15 protein-coding genes are annotated in these 20919 nt (G+C 55.6%); 8 read left to right on the forward strand and 7 right to left on the reverse strand.

The window, feature by feature from the left end:
- The first annotated feature begins 72 nt into the window (after positions 1-72).
- A complete protein-coding gene (locus tag FRD01_RS22970) occupies positions 73-1404 on the forward strand; it encodes a hypothetical protein (protein WP_146963378.1) in 1332 nt (443 codons plus the stop codon).
- On the opposite strand, the gene FRD01_RS22975 is transcribed toward FRD01_RS22970, so the two are convergent.
- From FRD01_RS22975 to FRD01_RS22985, 3 genes are read right to left on the reverse strand one after another with little or no spacing between them, the layout of a single operon-like run.
- Complete coding sequence (locus FRD01_RS22975; protein WP_146963380.1) at positions 1401-2489, reverse strand: hypothetical protein; 1089 nt, start codon at positions 2487-2489, stop codon at positions 1401-1403. The two genes, FRD01_RS22970 and FRD01_RS22975, sit on opposite strands and share 4 nt — an antisense overlap.
- A complete protein-coding gene (locus tag FRD01_RS22980; RefSeq protein ID WP_146963382.1) occupies positions 2486-3685 on the reverse strand; it encodes a hypothetical protein in 1200 nt (399 codons plus the stop codon). The genes FRD01_RS22975 and FRD01_RS22980 overlap by 4 nt, the downstream gene beginning before the upstream one ends.
- Position 3686: 1 nt before the next feature.
- Positions 3687-5339 (reverse strand): helix-turn-helix domain-containing protein, encoded by a 1653-nt coding sequence (locus FRD01_RS22985; protein ID WP_146963384.1) that lies wholly within the window; start codon positions 5337-5339, stop codon positions 3687-3689.
- 121 nt (positions 5340-5460) lie between these two features.
- Between FRD01_RS22985 and FRD01_RS22990 the strand changes: the two genes are divergently transcribed.
- Positions 5461-7011, forward strand: a complete 1551-nt coding sequence (locus FRD01_RS22990) for a phosphodiester glycosidase family protein (protein WP_146963386.1) — start codon at positions 5461-5463, stop codon at positions 7009-7011.
- On the opposite strand, the gene FRD01_RS22995 is transcribed toward FRD01_RS22990, so the two are convergent.
- Together FRD01_RS22995 and FRD01_RS23000 are read right to left on the reverse strand one after the other, a co-directional pair.
- Positions 6973-8259: a right-handed parallel beta-helix repeat-containing protein gene (locus FRD01_RS22995; RefSeq protein ID WP_146963388.1), complete on the reverse strand. Its 1287-nt coding sequence runs from the start codon at positions 8257-8259 to the stop codon at positions 6973-6975. The genes FRD01_RS22990 and FRD01_RS22995 overlap by 39 nt on opposite strands.
- Before the next feature lie 60 nt (positions 8260-8319).
- Positions 8320-8820, reverse strand: coding sequence for a DUF3575 domain-containing protein (locus FRD01_RS23000; RefSeq protein ID WP_146963390.1), 501 nt, complete (start codon positions 8818-8820; stop codon positions 8320-8322).
- Between the two features lie 88 nt (positions 8821-8908).
- Here FRD01_RS23000 and FRD01_RS23005 point away from each other — a divergent pair, with 88 nt between their 5' ends.
- Complete coding sequence (locus FRD01_RS23005; protein ID WP_146963392.1) at positions 8909-10777, forward strand: hypothetical protein; 1869 nt, start codon at positions 8909-8911, stop codon at positions 10775-10777.
- Here FRD01_RS23005 and FRD01_RS23010 read toward each other — a convergent pair.
- Both FRD01_RS23010 and FRD01_RS23015 read right to left on the reverse strand, forming a co-directional pair.
- Positions 10754-11320, reverse strand: coding sequence for a hypothetical protein (locus FRD01_RS23010; protein WP_146963394.1), 567 nt, complete (start codon positions 11318-11320; stop codon positions 10754-10756). The genes FRD01_RS23005 and FRD01_RS23010 overlap by 24 nt on opposite strands.
- 79 nt (positions 11321-11399) lie before the next feature.
- A complete protein-coding gene (locus FRD01_RS23015) occupies positions 11400-15509 on the reverse strand; it encodes a hypothetical protein (protein ID WP_146963396.1) in 4110 nt (1369 codons plus the stop codon).
- A 267-nt stretch (positions 15510-15776) separates the two neighbouring features.
- On the opposite strand from FRD01_RS23015, the gene FRD01_RS23020 reads away from it, so the two are divergent.
- The 5 genes from FRD01_RS23020 to FRD01_RS23040 all read left to right on the forward strand — a co-directional run bounded on the left by FRD01_RS23020 (position 15777) and on the right by FRD01_RS23040 (position 20913).
- On the forward strand, positions 15777-16202 hold the full coding sequence (locus FRD01_RS23020; protein WP_146963398.1) for a FixH family protein: 426 nt from the start codon (positions 15777-15779) through the stop codon (positions 16200-16202).
- Complete coding sequence (locus FRD01_RS23025; RefSeq protein ID WP_146963400.1) at positions 16202-17464, forward strand: ATP-binding protein; 1263 nt, start codon at positions 16202-16204, stop codon at positions 17462-17464. The genes FRD01_RS23020 and FRD01_RS23025 overlap by 1 nt, the downstream gene beginning before the upstream one ends.
- Positions 17461-18024 carry a response regulator transcription factor gene (locus FRD01_RS23030; protein ID WP_146963402.1) on the forward strand — a complete coding sequence of 188 codons (564 nt, stop codon included), beginning with the start codon at positions 17461-17463 and terminating at the stop codon, positions 18022-18024. The genes FRD01_RS23025 and FRD01_RS23030 overlap by 4 nt, the downstream gene beginning before the upstream one ends.
- A 92-nt stretch (positions 18025-18116) precedes the next feature.
- A complete protein-coding gene (speA, locus tag FRD01_RS23035; protein WP_146963404.1) occupies positions 18117-20039 on the forward strand; it encodes a biosynthetic arginine decarboxylase in 1923 nt (640 codons plus the stop codon).
- 16 nt (positions 20040-20055) lie between these two features.
- The gene (locus FRD01_RS23040; RefSeq protein WP_249755847.1) at positions 20056-20913 is read left to right on the forward strand and encodes a hypothetical protein; all 858 of its coding nucleotides are present in this window, start codon (positions 20056-20058) and stop codon (positions 20911-20913) included.
- The last annotated feature ends 6 nt before the right edge of the window (positions 20914-20919 follow it).

A 20919-nucleotide genomic window follows, 5' to 3' on the forward strand; every position in this document is an offset into this window, starting at 1 on the left:
GTCTTTTGCGGCGTGCAAAGTGCGGTATAGAGCTGTTCGTGGTGAGCATCGGCCTTAGGCAAGGAGTTTGAAATGAGGCAATGGGTGTTAGGTGTGATTTTGCTGACGGGCTGCACGTCAAGTACGGTTGTGGAGAAGGCCGAGCCTGTTCAGTTGGAGCCCACAAAAGTTGAGCCTGCAAAGCTGGCGGCAAAGGTTCCAAGCCCTGATGAGGTCGCAGAACTCGTTTGTGGACGGAAGAGCCCGTGCCACGTGATGCTCGTTCAGCCAACGGACTTAGACGGCGTATCTATCGCTGAAGTCTCGTACCATCCGAACCCTCAAGATGACGGCAGATGGAAGGACCCTGACCACGACGCGGAAGATTGGTGCCATCCGTGGGAGCTCTATCAGGTGACTGTCACCAAGGGTGATGCGCTCAATGCCAGGAAAATCGCGTACTTTTGCAATGATGGTTACGGCTCAAGTGGGGTGGGCGAGAATTTTTGGGACGTTAAAAATGGTCAGATTGAAGTCTCCACGAACGGGGGCTCAAATTGGCGGTGGGGGCAGGGGAGCGCGATGGACCTGAGAGACTCCACGGTAACCAGAGTCTACGCCCAACACTACTTTGCGTCGGCGCCTGATGTGTTTACGTGGGACAATTGGGATTACGAGAGCTTTAGCGGTGTGTCTGGATGGTCCGTGATGAGTTGCGAAACTGAGCAGGTCCTCGAGTTCGAGCCGCGAGTCATCCCAACGGTCAACCTGCCGGCTGCGTTCTCAGAAGGAGGTTGGGCACAGACCGGGCTCGGCGAATGTGCCTCTGTTTTTGACGCGTCGGGCTCCAATGGGTTTGTGATTCATGGCGCGACTTCTTCCAAGGCGGATACACAGATGAAGGTCGTGGCGGGCAATGACGGCCAGCTTTTTGTAGAGGTTTTGGACGATGAACTGAAGAGCTCGCAGACGGGCAATTGGATTCACGCTGACCATCTCGAGGTCTGGGTGTCCACCACTGAACAACCGCGACTGGCGATGGATTGTGTGGAGCCCCAAAAACCCGTGCTCTGGCAGTGGGGAATCGATGCGACCGATGGCCAAGTTCACCCTGCATACGGCAAGCCGGGGCCGCTCGAAGCTGAGGTAAAACGATTTGAAGGGGGCACCAGATTTAGAGTTGAGCTGCCGACTGAAACTAAGCACGTGACAGTGGTCTATAGCGACTCTGATGACGGCAAAACTCAAGAGCGTTTGCTCGCCACAAGTCCCCTGAAGTTTGGTGACTACTACACGCTTGGGAGCTTCAAACAACTCGACCAAAAGCGAGTCACGTGTGAAGTGGATGGTGAATCACTCAAACGCATCAATCACCCGTACGACGGCCTTTTGGGTCCCGACTTCGAACAAGCTGGTGGCTTCTAGGACCGGGACCAAATCACTTTGCCAGACGATGTGAGCAGCGCCAGATTGCCGGCATGATGGCCTGCGGTGGCAATGATGTTTCCGGCATCAAATCGAGCCTGGTTCAGAACCACATCAAAGTAGTGCTTGCTGCCAGGTCGTTGCCCAAAAAACGCGTCACCTAGCGACGTGTGCGCTGTCGAGACCACCTCAGAACTTGAGTACAAGACCGCGCCTCGGCATCCCTCGACCACATGGTCCACCTTCTGGTCAGTCTCAACATTGAAACTCAGCAAAGCTCGCCCATCTCCAAGGGCTCGGATAGAGGGCGGTTTCGAATGCCAGAAGCCACTTAGGAGTTCTGGGATTTCAAAAAGCACCATCCGTTTTTCTTCGGTCACTAAGACGAATTCGCCGTTCTCCTGCACAACCCAACCACCGCATGGCGAAGGCGTGACAAGGCCGCTAAGGCCGTGTGATAACGTGCGTATGAGTCGAATTTCATATTCGTGTGAATCAATCTCGTATTGTATCTCATCCGGGCCCGAAACGATGCGCAGAAGGATTCCAGTCGATGTTTCGGCAATCTGAGCGCCCTGAAAGTCCGCGGCATTGATTTGATGAGCGACGAGTTTGCCGTCATCAAAACCAAAACACGTTAGGGTCAAGTTATCACCGGTACGGTAAAGCCTTACGAGCGTCTGATGCGCAATTCCGAGTGGAATTTGCTCTCCACGTACACCTTGGCTCTCAAACTGGAAAACTCGCTCAGAATTTGCGTCCTCGATAGTGATGCGTTCGTAAGTGCGGCTCTTTCCGGGGGTGAAATACGAGGTGGGACCCGCCATGAAACGCTCTGTTCGAACTAGATATCCCGAAAGATTAAAGACCTCCACAGAACTTACACCGCTTTGCACGTCTGGAATCAGCGCACGCAATTCTTCTTTGGACGATAGCGCCGTGTTCGTGGTTCGAGCATCTTGGCTAAAGTTCGCGAGCAGAGGTTTGCGGCCCTCGATCACCTGGACAACATCCAGGGTTGGCGAGACACCAAGGCAGTTTCCAGAAGACCCTGAAACATCGGTAACGCGAATTATGGGAATCATTTCACAACCAGTGTAAATTGCGCAGGTTCTTGTGAGGTCGTGACCCATTGGGCGAGCGTGCCTTTGAGGCAATCTGCCTCAGAGAGTGGGGAAAAACTAGCGCCCTCAGTCCTCTGGTACGTCGTTCGTCGAGTGCCACAACTCGCAATCTGGCTCCAATCTCGGCGTGCAAAACCTCGGACCTCATTTCGAGTTGTGGGGCTTCCGTTTTCGAAGATTATTGCGATTTCGACGTCTCGAGTCGGATTTATCGGGGTCACCAAAGACGGGGACTTGCCCGGACTTGAACTACGAACAAAAGTTGATTCATAGACAAAGTCCACTCGAAAGCTGATCTCAGAAAAGTCCTGCTCTGCCAGTACCTTGTCAACGCATTCCCGAAGAAACCGAATCTCGAAGGAGTTCTCAGCATAATCCCCAGCGTAATCAATCTCAGTGTTCGAGCGAGAGATTGAGACGTACGCGGAAGTCGGTGTTTCAAAAATGGCGCACTCGGAGAACGCCTTTTCAAGCATTTGTGCGCCTCCAATGTCCTCGGGACTTCCTTGAGCATCAAGCACCAGAGCGTCCTGAAAGTACAAGTTCTCAACAGTCTTTCGCGCGATGTCCCCGGTGGGTAGCATGGCCTGGAAACTACGCATGTGCAGAATCTTACCGGTGAGGCGGTCGAGAGAGGCCTGCAAAAGCCAAATGTCGTCTTCCTTGTAAACCACAACTTCAATCAAGTGGCCGCGCAACTGCCATGCGTAACCATCAAAACCAATGCCTTCGGATCGCAGCTTCTGAAGCACGAGTTCGGTAGACTCTTTGGTTGGTAGCAGCGCGCCATCCTTGGGCTGCATCAGGGAAACCTGGAGATGGGCAGGTGACGTGCGTGTGCCTGCAACGCGCTCAACCAGGGCGGCGTGCTGACCGAGTTCGAAGTACCCAAGTCCCGAAGTGTAGTGGGAACTTGAGTCCGGCAACGTAAACTTCAATCCTGGTTTAGTAAGCAATCCGAAGGTCGAGTTTCCTTCGTAGAGAATCTCGACTCGAGTTCCGTCATCTAGTGCCAACTCGTTTGAGTGTTGGCCCACGCCCAACAAGAATTTTCCCTTGAGCGGGTTGATACCTTCTTGAGTGAGTGGCTCTTGGGACCGCGACGTGGTGCCACAGGCAAGACTCAGTGCTGCCAGAATCAAAATGAGTAGGTGCATTTCAGTCTTGTCCCATTTCAAACGTCACGTCGAGTTCGTCACGAAGTCGATACCCTTCGTCGACCGTCTCAATCCAGTCTTCGAGGCCGAGCTTACGAAGCCTTTTGATGGATGTGTAAACTCGCATCCGTGCGGCGTCATACGTTATGACCTCGTCCGGCCACGCGGCGCTAAGTAGGTCCGAAACGCCAAGATTTTTTGAGTGCTGCTTCGCGTGACACAACGCCAACAAGAGTAGTCTCAGTGGGCCGCGTCGGCTGAAATCCAGACTCGTGCCATCCGGTAGCGTCACTCGCCGTGCCTCGGCGTCCAATCTAAGGAGTGGCCGGTGTGTGGTGTTCGGGGTGTAGATGCGCGTCGGGTCATGCGGCACCCACGAGCTTGGTCTGCGGGTTTCATCCGCGCAATGCTCTAGAGCGATGTTCGACCAGTACTCGGGCGATTCTGTGGCCGAAGGCAAGCGGCTGGAAACCAACGCTCGGTAGCGTGCGATTGTGGCGAGCCAGACGCTCTCGTTGACGTGCAGAGCCACTCTCCATGCCTTTGATAGGGTGCGCTCCGCCTCGGCGAATTCCTCTCGCCAAACTTGATGAACGGCGAGCTCTGCGAGCGCCCCGAGTCTCTCGACGTGCACGTCGATACCCTCGATAAGGTCGATAGCGTCCTTCAGCAGGTCAACCTGTGGCTCTCCTTGCATCAGCGAAATCACGGCTCGTCCGGTCATGGCCATAGCTTGTATCATGGCGTTCCCAGTGGTTTGCGCGTTTTTCTCCGCACGTTCGAATGCTGCCAAGGCCTCCTCGGGCTCATCCAGTAGTAATGCGATGTTTCCAAGATTGAGCTGCCCCATGGAGAGACACATCCAATCATCAAGTTCAATGTCGATGGCCTCGGCCGCCTTGAACTTTCTCTTTGCCCGCGCAAAATCCCCGCATCCCATCGCAATGGCGGCTTCGGTGGATAGGGCTCGTGCTTCCTGATAGCGGTCTGCCGCGCGTCTAGCCGAATCCAGTGCTTCGCGGGCGCGACGCTGCGGATTGGAGCCTTCTCGACCTTCTACGTAGTCGAGCATCGCCAACTTTTGGAGCAACGCAGAGTGTACGTCCAAGAGCTCAGCCACGCCCACCACCGCATCCACTCCCGCCTCAAATTGTGCCCTGGCCTCGCCGAGCTTGCCGTTTTCTACGAGACATGAGCCGAGCACAAACGAGCTGTCTCCGATCAGGCCAAGGTCCTCAAACTCAGTGGCCACTTCCAGGCTCTCGCTCGCCTTCTCTATCGCTTCGGGAAGAAACCCTTCGGCGAGGTCGGCGAGTGACTCGCACCAGATGAGGTGCGCGGACTCCAAAGGGGAATGCTCAAAACCAAGACGTGTCTGGATGGCGAGCTCCCTCCAGCGGTCGAACCCAAAATGGAGGCGCGCCCCGAGTTCTGCAGCCCGGACGAGGCCGACCCTAAGTCTTGAATCTTGAACCTGAGGTGCGAGAAGGTAGTTGAATTCCAGGTATTTGGCCGGGGGGCGGCCCCAGCGTCCTACCGAGTCTAGGGAGGAGAAGAATTCAGCTAGCGCGTGAACGTCCTCAACGCCGAGAAGAGAAAGGCGCGCGACAGCCTCTTGAAGGTGTTTTGGAAGGTCAGTGAACGACTCAGCCATAGTTCCTGGGGGCGCAAAACTAGTGAAACACAAGTCTAGACCTAGATTTAGAAAATGTCAGCCGATGTCAGCCGAATTCGAAAACTGAGTTGAGTATGGTGTTCCCAAGACGGAGGTACTCATGAAGAAGAGCATGTTTTTGGTGATCGCGAGTTTGGTTTGGACTGACGTGGTTCTTGCTGCTGATACATGGACGGACCCAGCGCCTGGGGTCCGGCGATTGGTCCGCACGGCGCCTGGGCCAATACGCATCAATGCGGCAATCGTCGATTTTTCAAGGCAGGACCTCTATATGCGCGTCACGCGGCCCGAGGAACGGGGCCGCACGGTGAGCAATTTTGCGAATCACGTGGGTGCGGTGGTTGCCATCAATGGTGACTGGTTCAGCTGGGGCAGCTACCAACCTGTGGGGCTCGCCGTGGGTGACGGCGTACACTGGGAAGGAACGGGCGATAACGGTTGGTCTTTCCTGGGTTGTACCATCGAAAAAGACTGCACGTTTGACGACCACACCCAGAATACAGCGCGAAATCCGCGTTGGAACGATGTGGTGGGCGGCAACGGGTGGCGACTCTTGGTGGACGGCAATGTTCCCCAGTACCCGGCTGAGTCTTTCTACAATGCACGCGAGCCGCGTTCGGGCGTGGGAATGAGCGCAGACGGCAATACCCTGATCTTTGTGGTGGTGGAAGGGCGCCGGAGTGATTCGATCGGCGTGTCCTTTCCACAGATGGGCCAGATCATGAAGGATTTAGGCGCTCACCAGGCCATGATGCTCGATGGCGGTGGTTCGAGTTCGCTTGTGATCAATGGGGGCAGGGTCTCGAACCTGCCGTCTGGGGCGAGTGAGCGGGTGGTGGCGAATCATCTGGCGATTCTGAGAGGGGCGGCCGACCCACGTTGCGCGAACACCCCGAATGGGCGCTACTGCGATGGCTCGGTCATCCACACATGCCGTGGCGGGCAACATATGGGGCAGGGCGATTGCGGGGCGTTTGGCGCCGCGTGCGAAGTAACAGCCGATGGTGTGGGCACGTGCGTTCATCCCTACTGCAACGGTGGGGCGATGGGAGGCTATTGTGAAGATGAAACGAATATCGTCAGGTGTGAGTACGGCCAACCCGGGCCAGCCGGAGATTGTAGTTTTTTTGGTGCCACATGTGAGCAAATTGATGCAGGTGCTCAGTGTGTGCATTTCGAGTGTTCGGAAGGTGGCGACGCCACGTGGTGTCAAGGTGACGTGCTGAGCGCCTGTGCGCAAGGTCAGCCGCAAGAGAATACAGATTGTGCGGCTTCCGGCCAAAAATGCCACGTTGGACTCAAGGCCTGTGTTTCGCCGGAGTGCCTGGAGGCAACCGATGGGGAGTTCTGCCTCGGAGGGTTGGTTACGGTCTGTGAGGCGGGCGCAGCCACGCGTACCGCTCAACCTTGCGGCGTTGATTCCGATGACCCTGACCAGCCAGACGTGCCGGTGGTTCCGGTTGACGAGGTGAATGATGGCGAAGAACCATTCCAAGCAGAGCAAGACGGCGGCATGGAGTCTATGACGGCAAGGGGGAACGCCTCATGCACCACAACGGGTGGGGCCGCAATAGTTTGGCTCCTTGGCTTCGTTTTGTTGTTCAGACGGCGGTCATTCGACCGTGCGCCCGGCATGGGCGCCCAGAGTTGAGAAGGCAGGCTCCGCAGGCAATAGGAAGTCGGAGGACGCTGGGTCTGTGTTCAGAGGTGTTGGCGTACCGTCGAGCTGCCACGAGTTTTGATTTTGCTGCCCCCCACCTCCATGAGTAGCGTCTTCGAAGGCGAGATTTAGCTCGCTTAGCGTGTCATCCCCGAACCAGAATCCACGGGAATTGCCCCAGGATGTGTTGTGCCTAAAGGTCACGCCGACTCCGGAATTGAAGTCAAAGCCGGCCGATTTGTTGTTGTAGGAAATGTTGTGCTCAACGAAGGCCCTCGCGCTCGGCGGCGCCCCGCCTGCCTTAACGCCCTGTCCATTGCCTGAAGCGATTCCGCTACTGTGAATTATTGAATAACCCACGTAGGCGTCGGTGCTTCTCCACACGTCGATCCCATCGTCCGAATTGCCATAGACCAGACAGTTTTCGACTCGATTTCCGATGCCGCTGGAGATTGAAATCCCGTCGGAGTTTCCGCCGTCTGCGTACTCTGCGGTCATGAGGCCGGCGCCCGAATTCCCCCAAATTACCGAGTCCCGGATGATATTTCGGTTGGATACAGGTGTTTCATAGGATTCGTGAATATGGATACCACTTAGGAGATTGTCGTGGATCTTGAGACCCTCAAGGAGGTTGTCGCTGGTTCGCACCGAGATTCCGCCTTTGGGCATGTTTCGAATCGTGAGCAGGCGAATCGCGACTGGATCTCCCAAGACTCGAATGTAGATGTCGTCCTCAGGACCGAGGGCGGAGCCGTCTAAGATGGCTTCTTCTCCCGGATAGCTCTCAAAAATAGCTCTAGGAGTTGCGCCGCGCCCCCGAAAGTTGAGATTCCGGTCTATGGCGTACTCACCGCCTCGAAGAAACACCACGTCACCGGCCTCGGCTTGCTCTAGCGCCTCCCAGACATCGCAGGGAGTGTCTTGGGTGCAGTCTTGGCCACTACCATCGGGTGCCGCGAAGATAGTGCCCTGGGCCAATGGTGTCGGGTCTACGGGTCTAGGGCCAATAGCTCTTGGTTGCGGCTCCTGGGGCATATCTGCGGTCATATCCGTATCTTGCGAGCTGTCCGCCCCGGAATCTTCGACTTCAGTCATGTCGCCCTCTGTGGGCATATCAGCAGGTCCGACGTCCCCTTGGCTAGCGTCCGCGCCGGAGTCCGGCGAGTCAGGCGTTTGTGTGCTGACTTCAGACGTACACGCCCCAAGAAGAAAGAAGAGTATGAGTACGATGGGACGCATAAAAGAGCTCCTGCAACAGAGTGTGAAGAGGTAGAGTTTAGACCGTTTGGCTCGTGATCTCTAGAGTGCGAATCCGACGGTTGTGTGGGCCGCTGGCGCTAGGCCGGAGGTGCCCAGACCATCTACCGTGTAATCGAGGTACTGCAGGCCGAGGCCTCCCGAGAGTACGAACCAGCCGTCAAAAATCGCAGTGTAGCCACCAAGCGCGCTACCGTAGCCTCCAAGGTCTGTGACGTCGGAATCCGCGATGAGATACGCGCCGACACCACGGACTTGCGCCCACCAGCCTTCAGGTGCACTACCAAAGAAGAAGTATCGCAAGCCAACCTCTGCGCCATAGCCTTGGAACGTCCTTTCGTCGTCCAGATTGAGCAGGCCGTTGAAGAGTCGGAGGGATGGCCCAGCGTAGATCGAGAAATGGTCGGATATCGTGGTCTCGAATTGCACGTGCACAAACCCCAAGGCCGTTGTCAGCGGGTCGACCTGAACGGTCATGGTTGGGCGCTCGGCCGAGGCCGCGGATGAGCTTAGAAGGAGGATTAAGAAGATTAGTTTTTTCATGGTTTTATCATGTTTCAGGTTCTTTCAGTTTATGTCGGAGCATGTAGGTCCTAAGAGTACACCATCAACATAAACCGTGAGGTATCTGATGCGTACTAAAAATCTCTTCCCATTCTTCTTCGTCGCAAGTCTGCTCGGCGCATGTGCTGAGGCCACCGACGATAGCACAACTTGGCCCGACGCAGAGTTCGGCATTGAGGCCGATGGCAAAGATGACTCGTTTGCGATTCGTCCAGGCTCCAAAGAAGCTGAAGCCGTTTTGGCCTACGTGAACCAACCGCTCGCCAGCGATGCCGCCGGTGCGCAATTCTACGACGCGATCAACGCGCGCCTCGACAGACGGGCTGCAGAAGGCATTCGCGACCACCGAAGCGGCGCCGATGGGCGATTCGGCACGGCAGATGACCAACGATTTGCGGACCTGAACGAGCTCGATTCGGTGCGCTGGGTTGGACGCACGGCGCTCATGCGACTCTTTGAACTGGCGGACGAGGCGGGCCTTTTCAATCGAGCTTCCGTGGAATGCAGCGAGTTCATTCAGCCTTCTAGCGTGACGAGCCGCGGCCATATCTATCGGTTCCATACTCTTGCGTCGCTGCTGGAGGTCGAGAACTCCAAGTGCGAGATCATTCGAGGCACCGTTGAAATTCGACTCCAGTCGACGGACCTTTTGCCTCCTTCGCGCCGGCACCTCAAGAACTTCGAGTTTATCAAGGTGATCGAGGGTGACCTTGTGGTGGACGCTACAACGAATATGGAGGGTGCGGATTTCGACCGGCTTGAGTCGATTTCGGGTCGTCTAATTCTTCGAGACGGTGAGCGCCGAGACTCGCATGTCTTTAGATTCCCAAGTTTGACGAAGGCAGACGTCATCGACATCCAGCGCGTGGGTCCAACGGAATTTGGAAGTCTCGAAGAGAGTCAGTCGATCGTCACCCAAACGCCCTTTGTGAACGGGTTTACCGCGCTAAAGAACGTAGACGGCCTGAGAGTTCAGGGCATCGGCAACAAGCCCAACGCTGTGGAATTCCCAGAGCTTGAGCGTGCTCAACGGCTAACTATCACGCGCCTTACCCAGTACGACAACTCCTGGAACCAGGTGTACGAGGGTGGGTTTCCTAAGCTCACTTCGGCAGGAGGACTGACCATCGAACATGGCTTGTTTGGAGGGCTGACATTCCCCGTTCTCAAAGAGGTCGATACGGACTTCACGCTCAGCTACACACAAGAGGCTCTCAAAGGATTCAGCGCTCTTGAGATTGTAGGCGGAAACTACGTTGTCGGCGGCTCGCAGCTCGGGACCGGCGTACACGAAGGTTTGAGCACGCTTAAACGCGTGGAAGGCACGCTTAGAATCACCGAAAACAAGGGAGTGCACGGCTACGATGCGCTTGAGTACCTAGGGGGCAGCGTAATCATCAACGTGAATAGCAACGAGCTTGTGGGCTTTGGAAAGGTTGAGCAACTTCTGGGCAACACGGAGATCACGGCGGCGAGTTTGAATGCTTTTGGAAACGTGGTGGACAGCAAGGATATTTATCTGAATCTGCGCAACGCTGCCTCCAACCCAGTTGTCTTCGCGAAACTCAAGGAGGTTGATGGTAGCCTTCAAATCGTTGGAGCTCGACTTTCGTTGCCCGTATTCGATTCGCTCGAAGCAATCTCCGGCGAGCTGAACATCGATTCCTACGTGGGTACTGACGCAAACTTCCCAGAGTTGGTCCTCATTCAGGGTTCGCTCACGATTCAGACTGGAGCCGACGTGGCGGGCTTTTCGAAGCTCCGAAACATCGAGTCCAACCTGAGCCTTTTGGGAAGCATTCGTGCGGTCAGCGGCATGGCAAATCTTCGAGGTGTAGGTGCAGATATCTACATCACGCGCCAACTTCCGGTTGCTGAGCGCGACTCGCTGCTTGACCAACTCGAAGAATTCTCAGGTGGAATCTTCCTTCGTTAAGGCTTCGTCCACGAACACGACCCGGTGCGGGTAAAAGGCGACCACATTTCCCCAACCGAGGTCCCAGAGGCGCCGCGACACGCAATAGATGAGCGTGCAGAGCTCGCCCGATTCAGCAAGCCCCACCAGACCGGTCTTCTCCAGATCCAGGGCACCCAGCTGATAGTCCGCGCTCAACCAATCGAAGGTGCCATAGCCTTCGTTTTCATCAACGCAGATATCGTGAAGCGCCTCCGCACGAAGAACGCAATCCGGAGGGAAAACGCCCGGTATGAGCACGTCCAATGCTTGAAGAAGGGCCTCGTGAAACGTAGTAGGTTTGTGGCCATCAAAACCAAGGGCGGCTTCTCCGAGAGGCGTGACCTCGTAGATGCCGTGAAACTCGCATTGGCAAACAAGTAAGCCTCTGCGAACAAGGCTTCTGAGCGTGGCGAGTTTAATACCGTGTCCGTCTTCGTGACTCGGTGGAACGTGGCCAAGGCTTGAGTAGATGATGATCAGCGCGCGTTTTTGTGCCGGGCTAAGCTTGGGGTGAGAATTCATTGGATACCTTTGTTTAGGAGAGCGGGTCTCGTTTACAAAGTTGTGTACCCGTAGGTTTGGCACGATGCGTACCTAGAGCTCATTCAACAATTTTGTGTTGAACTTCGATGCCACCGAGGAAGCCGGATTCACGTCCAGTGTTGTGAACCTGATAGAAAGCTCGCCATTGGTCCTCATCAGCCATGAGGTAGCCGGGCCCGGCTTGATTTGAGTTTCGGTAGCGTTGAGCGTTTGACAAGATCGGGCAGGCGAGTGGCGCGCAGCCGAAACTTCCCAGGCCGGCATCGCACATGTTTGCGGGAACTGGTCCCACACAAACCTCTCCCGGCTCAACCAGAGAGGTGTTTCCGAACTTTTCCCCAAGGGTCCATTCGCCGGTGGTGCGACTCCACGTGGCGATCGATAGGCCTGGCTCTTGCGAACGGTCTGCAAGTAGAAGAGCCCAGCCATCGGGTGTCTTGGCGAGGTCGAGGATGCCATGTTCCAAGGAGTCCATGTCTAGCGTTGCGCCAGGCAGGGTGTTTGGAATGGCCGTCTGGAGGTCTCCGAAGCCGTTGCCTGGTGAAAACTCGTAAATCGAGAAGGAAGAGTTTTGCACTTCAACCCAGGCGAATCCGCCCTCAGTAGGGGCGCATGCAACTTTGGGGAATCCTTGGCCAGGGCTTTCTGCTTGCCCTGCACTCCAACTCCCAAACTCGTCTCGAGCCAGCGGCACGAATCTGGCCATATTGATGCCAGATGTTTGATAACAATCTGAGAGGTAGACCCCCTCTGGGCGAACCCAGGCGCCGTGGAAGTAGTTTTCACTTACGTTTTCCCATCCGAACGCAGCCCCAAGCTCTGAGATGAGTTCGGTCTCAAGAGTGTCTGTATTCAGACGTGAAATCGTCACGTTTTCAAAGGTTTTTACCACGAGAATAAGGTCGTCTTCGATATATCCGGCGCCGGCCACAAACCCGTTTGCCCCAGGCCCCGAAACCTTCCCAACGAGTTGTAGATCCACCGGACTCTCGCCGGTTCCTTCTACGACACGAATCAGCGATATTCCTGAAGTGTCGTTTCCTAGGACGAAGGTGTCGGTGCCGTTGGTCACAACTTGAATCGTGGCGGCTCCGGCGATGCCAAGAATATCCTGAGAGAATGCGCCTTCCTCATTGACCCCGTAGAGAGCCGAGCGCTGAATGAACTGCATGTAAGAGCGTGCGCCACCTAGCCAGCCGAAGGGTGTTTCCACGGGTCTAGGAAGAAGCGGGGTGAGTGCGGTCGGAATCGTCGCTCGGGCAATGAGGACGTCAACAGAGCGTTCGAGAAGTGTGACGGTTCCTGTGGTTACGCCTTCCTCGACCACGATCTGAATCTCGTGTTCTCCAGGGGTAAGTCCTTGAGGCCAGTTTACGCGGAGGACGGGGTTACTCCATTCGACCACTTGGGCTTCAAAGCCACCGATCGTTACCGTGCCGGGAACATTTGGTAGGCCGATGACCCCCAGTTCGCAGATCTCGGTAGCCGAGGTCGCGCACGATGTCTTGATTTCGGGAAGGACCTCGATCAGTTGGGAGTAGTTGACGCCATTTAGCGGTATCGAGATAGCCATCGTCTGCGGGACAAGGAACTCAAGGACGACGTCGCTCGCTCTACTCATCATAGCGTTGGAGGAGATTTGAAAGCCGTTTTGGAGGTTTGTGCCTCGGACTGCAATGGGGGTCGTTGGGGTGACGCTCTCGGGGACTTGGAAGCCGGTTATCGCACGTGGGGCAAGCCACGGAACTGGCCGGGTTGTGGCACCATCTTCTCGGGTGATTCGCACTAGCGCGTTGGTGGCAGGCAAGTCGTCGAGCTGCACACAGACGGAAGTATCGCTCCAGGTGGCCTCGACTTGTGCTCCGTTGACTTCAACGGTACCCGCGGCCCCGAAATTACGTCCGGGCACACAATTGACTCCAGGGGCAAGGCCCTCAAAGCCCTCCCAAAGCACACAAGGCGTGTCCTCGCCTGCACATGAGAGATGACTGTGTCCAACCAGGTCTTGGCTCGATGAGCTGGAATTTTGGAACCCGCGTTTAGCAACTCGGCCTTCGGTAGGTGTGAACGCGAAGATGTCGCCATCATAGACGAGCACGACTTCTTTTCCTTCGCGACTTGTGAGTTGAAGATCACTCGGTGAGAGAAATCCTTCGGCTACGGTTTCGAACGTCTCGGAGTCTGGCGCCAAATAAACCACCCGACCGTGCCGGAAATCTACCGCGTAGAGGCCGCCTTCGTCGTTGACGCGCATGGCGACGAGGTCCGAGTCATCCAGATTGATGCAGAATTCGGGCTCGGGTTCTTCCTGGCATCGCCGGATGTCAGGGACACGTCCGTTGAGTACGTCGAACCTAGCCATCTGCACAGGTCGTGCTTGGCCTCGCACGCCACGCGCGTAGGTGTAGCCATCGTCCACCGTAAATGCGTGCTGTTTACCGAAGATAAGTCGTCGGCCCCACGCTCGCCGGTCGTCTGGGTCGGGGATGGTCATATCCTCCTCGAGAAATGTGCCTTCGTCGGTGGTCCAAAATTGCGTGCCGAAAGCCGTTTGCACGTCGTAGACCTGTTCATCGCCGAAGGCGAGGGCGGACCGAGACGAGTTCTGTGGGTTCGCGTAATCGATCTGAAGGCGCTGCGTCTTCGGTGGGTCGAGGAGGTTTGATGGCACATACATCGTTGTGACGAAGCCGGTATCCCAGTAGTCGAGCAAGGTGGCCGGCGTGTAGGCCTCAATAGTCGGCAGTTCTGAGGCAGCCGGAGCATCCAATACGACTCTAGGTTGGTCAGGTGGTCCGTTTCTGAGTTCTCCGTGATATGTGGCCCATATCGTGCCAGCTGGCGTCATGCTAAACCGGTCAGATACGCTGGTTCCGGCGCCAATTCTGGCCACCCGAATGACCTCACCGGGTTCTGGTGCTTCGTAAAGATTCTTGGTTGCCATGGGTTCAATACCTTGTTCGACCCCGGGGCCAATCTCGCAGAACATGGTGCTTCCGAAATGGCGCGTACCCCGCCGAGCGCTATTTTCTTTGGTCCGGGCACTGAAGAGTACGCGACCATCTGGGCGTCCAAGGGCGTCTGGCACACCATCAAACGTGGCAGCCTCCCAGTTCAGATTTAGTCGAACTGGATCCTGGCCGGGAGCAACCATCACAATCCCAGGTTGGTCTTGCTCGAAAGAAGGGACCTCGGTCAAAACCCAAATCGTGCCGTCGCCGCTCGCAGCGAATTTTGCACGATTGGTCAAAAAACTAGGCCATGGCCAACGGTTGAGTTCGTTTGCTTCGAGGTCTTGAACCACGAGTGAGACAGCGCCAGATCCGTTTGAAAACCGCTTGCCTTCGAGGAGAATCACTCTCTCGTCAACCACCGCAATGCTCTCAGCAACTCTTGGGAACGCTATGGTCTTACCGATGCCCATGGGTTGAGGCTGCTCGCCAGGGCGGATCAAGTAGAACCCGGAGTCTCCTCGGTCCTCCGCGATCACAGCGCTTGTATTGCCATCAATATTGACTAATGAGAGCCCGCCATAGGCTTGGATATCGTCTGCGGCCTGTCTGAAGCCTACTGGTTCCCAGTTGGTTTCGTCGGTTGAGGCGTAGTACCACACACCCGTATCAGCCACAGCAATGCCGTCGTGACGCCATACTCGGATGGACGTGTCGGAGTTACCCATCGAGATGGCTTCAGTCGTCGCCAAGACGTCTGTGGCTTCTCGGTCGGTGTCCATGAAGAGCAACCAGTCGAAATCCGTGTAGGGGTCCTCAGGTCCTGGAAGCCTTGACACACCGGCGATACCGCGTTGGCTAATGGCGTAGCCGTTCGGCAGTTGAAACCACCCCGTTGATGCCTCGAGGGGGCCACGGTAGACCTCTCCGCTTGGTGGATTTTGAGTACCGAGAGGCCGTTCGAAGGTCTTCCCCTCGTCGGGGGTCAAGAGGGTCAGGAACGCCATCGATACATCGACATTGTCATGGCGGTTCGGTCGGTATGAAATGGCAATTTCTTCCCCAAGATCGTGCATTTGCCAAACATGTGCCGACGTCCAACAATGAAGGGGTTTGGACTCTAAAGGATAGTCGAACCCAGGGACCGGTACCGGTTCATCTTCGCCGGGGCACCCTAGTGCAATCAGGGAGATCAAAATCAGGAGAACAATACGCATCTGGCCCTCAAAAAAGGTGGTCTAGACTCAATTAGTGCAGTATTTTCATGAGGATTCAACGACATTTATCTGACGCATTTGGCTGTCAAAAACGGACACTTCTGTTTGCGCAATAAATTCGCAGGTTTAGATATGGGTGTCTTTAGACCGAAAAATCATGATCTAGGTCAGGTGCGACGAATTGCCACATGGATAGTCGCAAGGGCGTGCGCTAGTTCGTTATTGCAGGTAAAAGGAACCTGATTGGTCCTCAAAAAGGGAGTCACCATGACAAAGTTTATCATCGCAATCATCGCCTCCGTTTTCGTCGTCTCGTGTGGAGAGCACTCTGACCACTCAGACCATGGGGACCATCACAACCACTCGACCACGAACAATCACGTAGTCGAACTCGTGCAGACCGTGGATGGATGGACATTGGAAATGATCCCGCCGGACGCGGATTACGTGGTGGGCGCCAACGAGTTTCAGTTCAAACTCATTGATCCGGATGGCCCAGTCGACGCCACCGAGTTCGATGTCGAAGGCTGGATGCCCGCTCATGGTCATGGGACGGCCGTACCGACCACCGTTGAGACAACCGGAGAGGGCGAATACACCGCTACCGTGACGTTCAACATGGGAGGGGCTTGGGAAGTGCAGGTAAATGCGGATGGCAAGGAGTTTGTCTTCAACGTGATGGTACCCATGTAATGCAAAGATTCTCCCCACCTGCTGAGGCTGAAGGGCTCGGGAAATGGCTGATTTGGCTGCGTTGGTGCGCTATTGCCGCCCAAGTTGTGGTGTTGGGGATCGTCGTGTTTTGGCTTGGGCTGAGCGTCTCTCTGCCTGTCATAGCAAGTCTTTTCGCCTTTGAGGTTCTATCGAACGCGGTGTTGTCTTGGTGGGTCAAGAGCAAGCCGATGCCGGAGAGCACGCTTGCGTGGATTATGGCCATCGATGTGATTCTGCTCAGTGTTCTGCTCCAGGCGACCGGAGGCCCGTTCAATCCCTTCACCTTGATGTATCTGGTTCATGTCACCATTGCGGCGCTCACTCTGAGTTTTCGTTGGGTAGCAGCGCTTAGTGTGGTGAGCCTAGGGGCCTATGGGGCTCTATTCAGTCCGTGGCTTTGGGATCCTCATGCCCATCATATGCACCACGGAGCAGCGTTGACCCTTCACTTGGAGGGGATGTGGTGGGCCCTAGCGGTCACTGCCATCCTAATCATTCTCTTTGTGATGGGGTTGAGACGACACCTGGCAGAGCAGGAGGATGCCTTGAGGCGAGTGCGTGAGCTCCAAGAACAGGAATCGCGGCTCACCGCTCTGGCAACGCTGGCCGCTGGCGCAGCCCACGAACTGGCCACGCCGCTCTCAACGATTGCAGTTGTAGCAAAGGAGCTCGAGCTGGCGCTGCAATCTGAGCGTCCGGAACTTGGCGAGGATGCCCGTTTGGTGAATTTTGAGGTGGCGCGATGCCGCCGCGTACTTTCACAGCTCTCACTGGATGCCGGAGCCATGATGGGGGAGGCGTCGGAACCTATCTCGGTTGTCGAGTTGAGCACGGCCATCATGGAGGATCTCTCGGATGGTGAACGACTACGAGTTGAAATCGACGACGATGCGTCTAGCTGCTGGATTTATGCGCCACGAGCGGGGCTTGCGCAGATTGTACGTGGGGTGGTTCGAAACGGCCTGCAAGCGGGCGAATCAGAAGTTCTGCTTCGGTTTTCCAAGGGTGAGGAAGGAGTGGTGGTCTTGGTGAAGGACGAGGGCAAGGGAATGGATGCTGAGACAAAAGCACGCATTTTTGAGCCCTTCTTTACCACTCGCGAGCATGGGCAAGGAATGGGCCTCGGGCTCTTCCTCGCCTACCGAATGATTCGAGACCTCGGAGGGCAAATCCACGTGGAGTCTGACTTAGATTCGGGAACCACTGTGCGGATCGAGATTCCATGTGAGAGGCGAAAATGAGTCAAGGTGCCGAGTCGGAACACAAGCTTACATTGCTCATTGTGGATGATGACGAAGTCTTTAGGCCTCGCCTTGCTCGCGCCTTCGAGACCCGAGGGTTTGAAGTTTGGCATACGGCCGATGCCAGGTCTGCGGCCGATATCGTTCGTGAACACGACCCCGAGTTTGGAGTCATCGACTTGAGAATAAGCACCGAGTCCAACGGTCTACAGGTTCTGAAGGAGCTCTTGGAGCTCTCGCCGCATCTGCGCGCGATCATCTTGACTGGATACGGCAGTATCGCCACGGCTGTGGACGCTGTGAAGTTGGGCGCGGTCTCCTACCTCACTAAACCCGCGGACGCAGACGAAATTCTTCATGCCCTCACCCAGAAAGAGCCGGCATTAACCTCCGGCGAAGTCTCGTACGAAGAGGCGCCCTCGTTGGCCCGTGCCGAGTGGGAGCATATCAACCGAGTGCTCTCGGATTGCGGAGGCAATATATCCCAGGCTGCCCGAATTCTAGGGATTCATCGCCGCTCGCTCCAACGCAAACTCGCCAAACATCCTCCTCAGAAATGAAGGCGGGCGGTGTGGACTTTTTCCGCACTCTACGCTAGCTTGCGCGCCCCGCGGAGCGCGATGGTCGTCGCTAGTTTGGGAAGGAGACGCCGATGGCAAGTGTCTTGGATGAAGGGATCGAAGAGCAGGACGTTTGGACGGTGGAAAAAAGCCGTGACCTTTACCATATTCAAGGTTGGGGAAGCCCCTATTTTACAGTGAATGCCGAGGGTAATGTTGAGGTCAGGCCTACGCCTAAGGAGGATCGTGGAATCGACCTTTATAGGCTGACTGAGCAGCTCCAAATGCGCGGACTCGCGCTGCCTCTTTTGATTCGTTTTCCGGATATTCTTCACCATCGTATTCAGCTTCTCAATGAATGTTTCCGCCGAGCCATCCAAGAGTACGGATATCAGGGCGTCTATCGCGGCGTGTTTCCGATCAAGGTGAACCAACAACGCCACCTTGTGGACGAGATCGTTAAGGCAGGAAGACCGTGGAAATACGGCCTCGAAGCGGGCTCCAAACCGGAGCTCCTGATTGCGCTTTCCGCAATGGACGAGCCAGACGGGTTCATCGTTTGTAATGGCTATAAAGACAGCGCCTTCATCGAGACCGCTCTCATCGCTCAACGTTTTGATAACACTGTGGTGATCGTCATCGAGCGACCTGACGAAATCGAACTCGTTCTGGAGGCGAGTGAGCGACTCGGTATCAGGCCGATGCTTGGCGTGCGCTCTAAATTGGCGAGTAAAGGCATGGGGCGCTGGGCGGACTCGGCCGGCGACCGCGCAAAATTCGGGTTAACGACGGCTCAGATTGTTCATGTGGTCGACGAACTCAAGAAGCGCGATATGCTCGATTGTCTGCAGCTCCTACACTTCCATATTGGCTCGCAGGTTTCTTCGATCACGCCTTGGAAGAACGCATTGCGCGAAGCTGGGCATATCTACGTGGAGCTCGTGCGCATGGGCTGCAAGATGGGCTACCTCGACGTGGGCGGTGGCTTGGCCGTGGATTATGACGGCTCCAAGACCGACTTCTACGCCTCCATGAACTACGGCGTTCAAGAGTACGCGAACGATGTCGTCGGTGGCATCCAAGACGCGTGTGACAAGCATGAGGTCCCGCATCCAACCATCGTCAGCGAGAGTGGGCGCGCCGTTTCGTCCTACCAATCGGTGCTGATTTTTGATGCCGTTGGCGAGTCGAGCTCCAATTCTGAGGCCACGAAGCCGTCAGAGGATGCGCCGCGCGTGCTGCACGACCTTTGGGAAACCTATGAGAACATCATGCCCAAAAATGTGCAGGAATCCTGGCACGATGCGAACCAGGCGCTTGAGGAATCTCGCTCTCTTTTTCGATTCGGATTCCTGGGGATGCGAGACTTGGCGGCGACCGAAACCCTCTTCAGGGCTTGCTGTGTCAAGATTCGCGACCGACTAAAAGACCGTCAAAGAATTCCCGAGGAGCTGGCCAATTTGGACGAGCTTCTGGGCCATATCTACTATTGCAACTTCTCGCTTTTCCAAAGCGCACCCGATATCTGGGCCATGGACCAACTCTTCCCCATCATGCCTATTCACAGGCTTGATGAAGAGCCTGAACTCAAGGCCAGACTTGCCGATTTGACGTGCGATAGCGATGGCATGATCAAGAAGTTCATCGACGTTGAGGACATTAAGTCATCGCTTGACGTCCACGAGGTCAAACCGGGCGAGCCATACTTGCTCGGGATGTTCCTGATTGGTTCGTACCAGGAGATTCTTGGCGATTTGCACAACCTCTTCGGGGACACCAATACCGTACACGTCCGCCTCGAAGATAATGGCTATAGCGTCTCGGACGTTATCAAGGGCGACACCATCGCTGAGGTCTTGTCTTACGTTCAATACAATGCCGAGAAGATGGTTGAGCGCGTGAGACGGCAGGCCGAGAGGACTCATAATGAGGGCCGTATGACGCTTGAGCAACTTCGTATGTTCATGAAACATTACGAAGATGCGATGGGCAGTTATACGTATCTCAACGAGTAGAGCCGAACTTGGAGCGATGATGAAATCAAAGGCATTACTGAATCTAGTGCTTCTTGGTGTAGCGGGTCTTTTGGCTGGCTCGTGCGCATCTCCGGCATCTACGCTGCAAACAGCCAAGTCACTTGAGCCTGGTGACTTTGAAATCAACGCCAACGTGGGCGTCCACGTTGCCCCGTCTGCTATTTCGGCGATTTACGACCAGGGCAAAGTTGCCGCGAACCGAGCCAAAGACGATTTGGCTGAGGGCATGGAGCCTTCGCTTACAAACGAAGACGTGGATGCCATCATCGGGGCTGCATTTTCGGCGCTGATCGTTGGCCCGACGCCTATTCCTGAATTTGGTGTTCGGGTAGGCATTTTCAAGGGCCTCGAAGTAGGCGGCGCCTACACCACAGCGGGGTACAGGCTCGAGACGAAATATCAATTTCTGCGGCACGATGCAGGCCATTTTGCAGACATGAGCCTCGGGTTTCAATTCTTCCGCCAGACCACGGAGCCTCCGGTCCCGAGCTTTTTGGTCGATATCTTTGAACTCGAAGATATCGTCCGAAATGATTTCTGGGTGCCTCTGCTCATTTCCAAAGACATGAGTCAGTTTTTCACGGCCTATGGTGGTCTGAAGTTTGGCTATTCCACCATTGATGCGTCGATTCTCCAGCGCATTTCAGACGCGAGCGGAGAGGAGCTTTCCACCAACGATTCCATCATCCAGATGGGAGGTGTGGTGGGCGGCTCTGCTGGCTATAAGTGGGTTAGGCTGCTCTTTGAGCTGAACGTTCTCTACTACGATTTCGGCGTCAGTGCGCTCGGTCGTGATATCGACGTCTCCGGACTGACGCTCTACCCAGCGTTGGGCTTGCGGCTCGAATTCTAGACTCTG

The sequence above is a fragment of the Microvenator marinus genome, from assembly GCF_007993755.1.
In the GTDB taxonomy this organism is placed as follows: domain Bacteria; phylum Myxococcota_A; class Bradymonadia; order Bradymonadales; family Bradymonadaceae; genus Allomicrovenator; species Allomicrovenator marinus.

Excerpts from the sequence above, each read along its gene's own strand:
- FRD01_RS22970 (WP_146963378.1), top strand. The coding sequence starts at position 73 with ATGAGGCAATGGGTGTTAGGTGTGATTTTGCTGACGGGCTGCACGTCA.
- FRD01_RS22975 (WP_146963380.1), bottom strand. The coding sequence starts at position 2,489 with ATGATTCCCATAATTCGCGTTACCGATGTTTCAGGGTCTTCTGGAAAC.
- FRD01_RS22980 (WP_146963382.1), bottom strand. The coding sequence starts at position 3,685 with ATGCACCTACTCATTTTGATTCTGGCAGCACTGAGTCTTGCCTGTGGC.
- FRD01_RS22985 (WP_146963384.1), bottom strand. The coding sequence starts at position 5,339 with ATGGCTGAGTCGTTCACTGACCTTCCAAAACACCTTCAAGAGGCTGTC.
- FRD01_RS22990 (WP_146963386.1), top strand. The coding sequence starts at position 5,461 with ATGAAGAAGAGCATGTTTTTGGTGATCGCGAGTTTGGTTTGGACTGAC.
- FRD01_RS22995 (WP_146963388.1), bottom strand. The coding sequence starts at position 8,259 with ATGCGTCCCATCGTACTCATACTCTTCTTTCTTCTTGGGGCGTGTACG.
- FRD01_RS23000 (WP_146963390.1), bottom strand. The coding sequence starts at position 8,820 with ATGAAAAAACTAATCTTCTTAATCCTCCTTCTAAGCTCATCCGCGGCC.
- FRD01_RS23005 (WP_146963392.1), top strand. The coding sequence starts at position 8,909 with ATGCGTACTAAAAATCTCTTCCCATTCTTCTTCGTCGCAAGTCTGCTC.
- FRD01_RS23010 (WP_146963394.1), bottom strand. The coding sequence starts at position 11,320 with ATGAATTCTCACCCCAAGCTTAGCCCGGCACAAAAACGCGCGCTGATC.
- FRD01_RS23015 (WP_146963396.1), bottom strand. The coding sequence starts at position 15,509 with ATGCGTATTGTTCTCCTGATTTTGATCTCCCTGATTGCACTAGGGTGC.
- FRD01_RS23020 (WP_146963398.1), top strand. The coding sequence starts at position 15,777 with ATGACAAAGTTTATCATCGCAATCATCGCCTCCGTTTTCGTCGTCTCG.
- FRD01_RS23025 (WP_146963400.1), top strand. The coding sequence starts at position 16,202 with ATGCAAAGATTCTCCCCACCTGCTGAGGCTGAAGGGCTCGGGAAATGG.
- FRD01_RS23030 (WP_146963402.1), top strand. The coding sequence starts at position 17,461 with ATGAGTCAAGGTGCCGAGTCGGAACACAAGCTTACATTGCTCATTGTG.
- speA (WP_146963404.1), top strand. The coding sequence starts at position 18,117 with ATGGCAAGTGTCTTGGATGAAGGGATCGAAGAGCAGGACGTTTGGACG.
- FRD01_RS23040 (WP_249755847.1), top strand. The coding sequence starts at position 20,056 with ATGATGAAATCAAAGGCATTACTGAATCTAGTGCTTCTTGGTGTAGCG.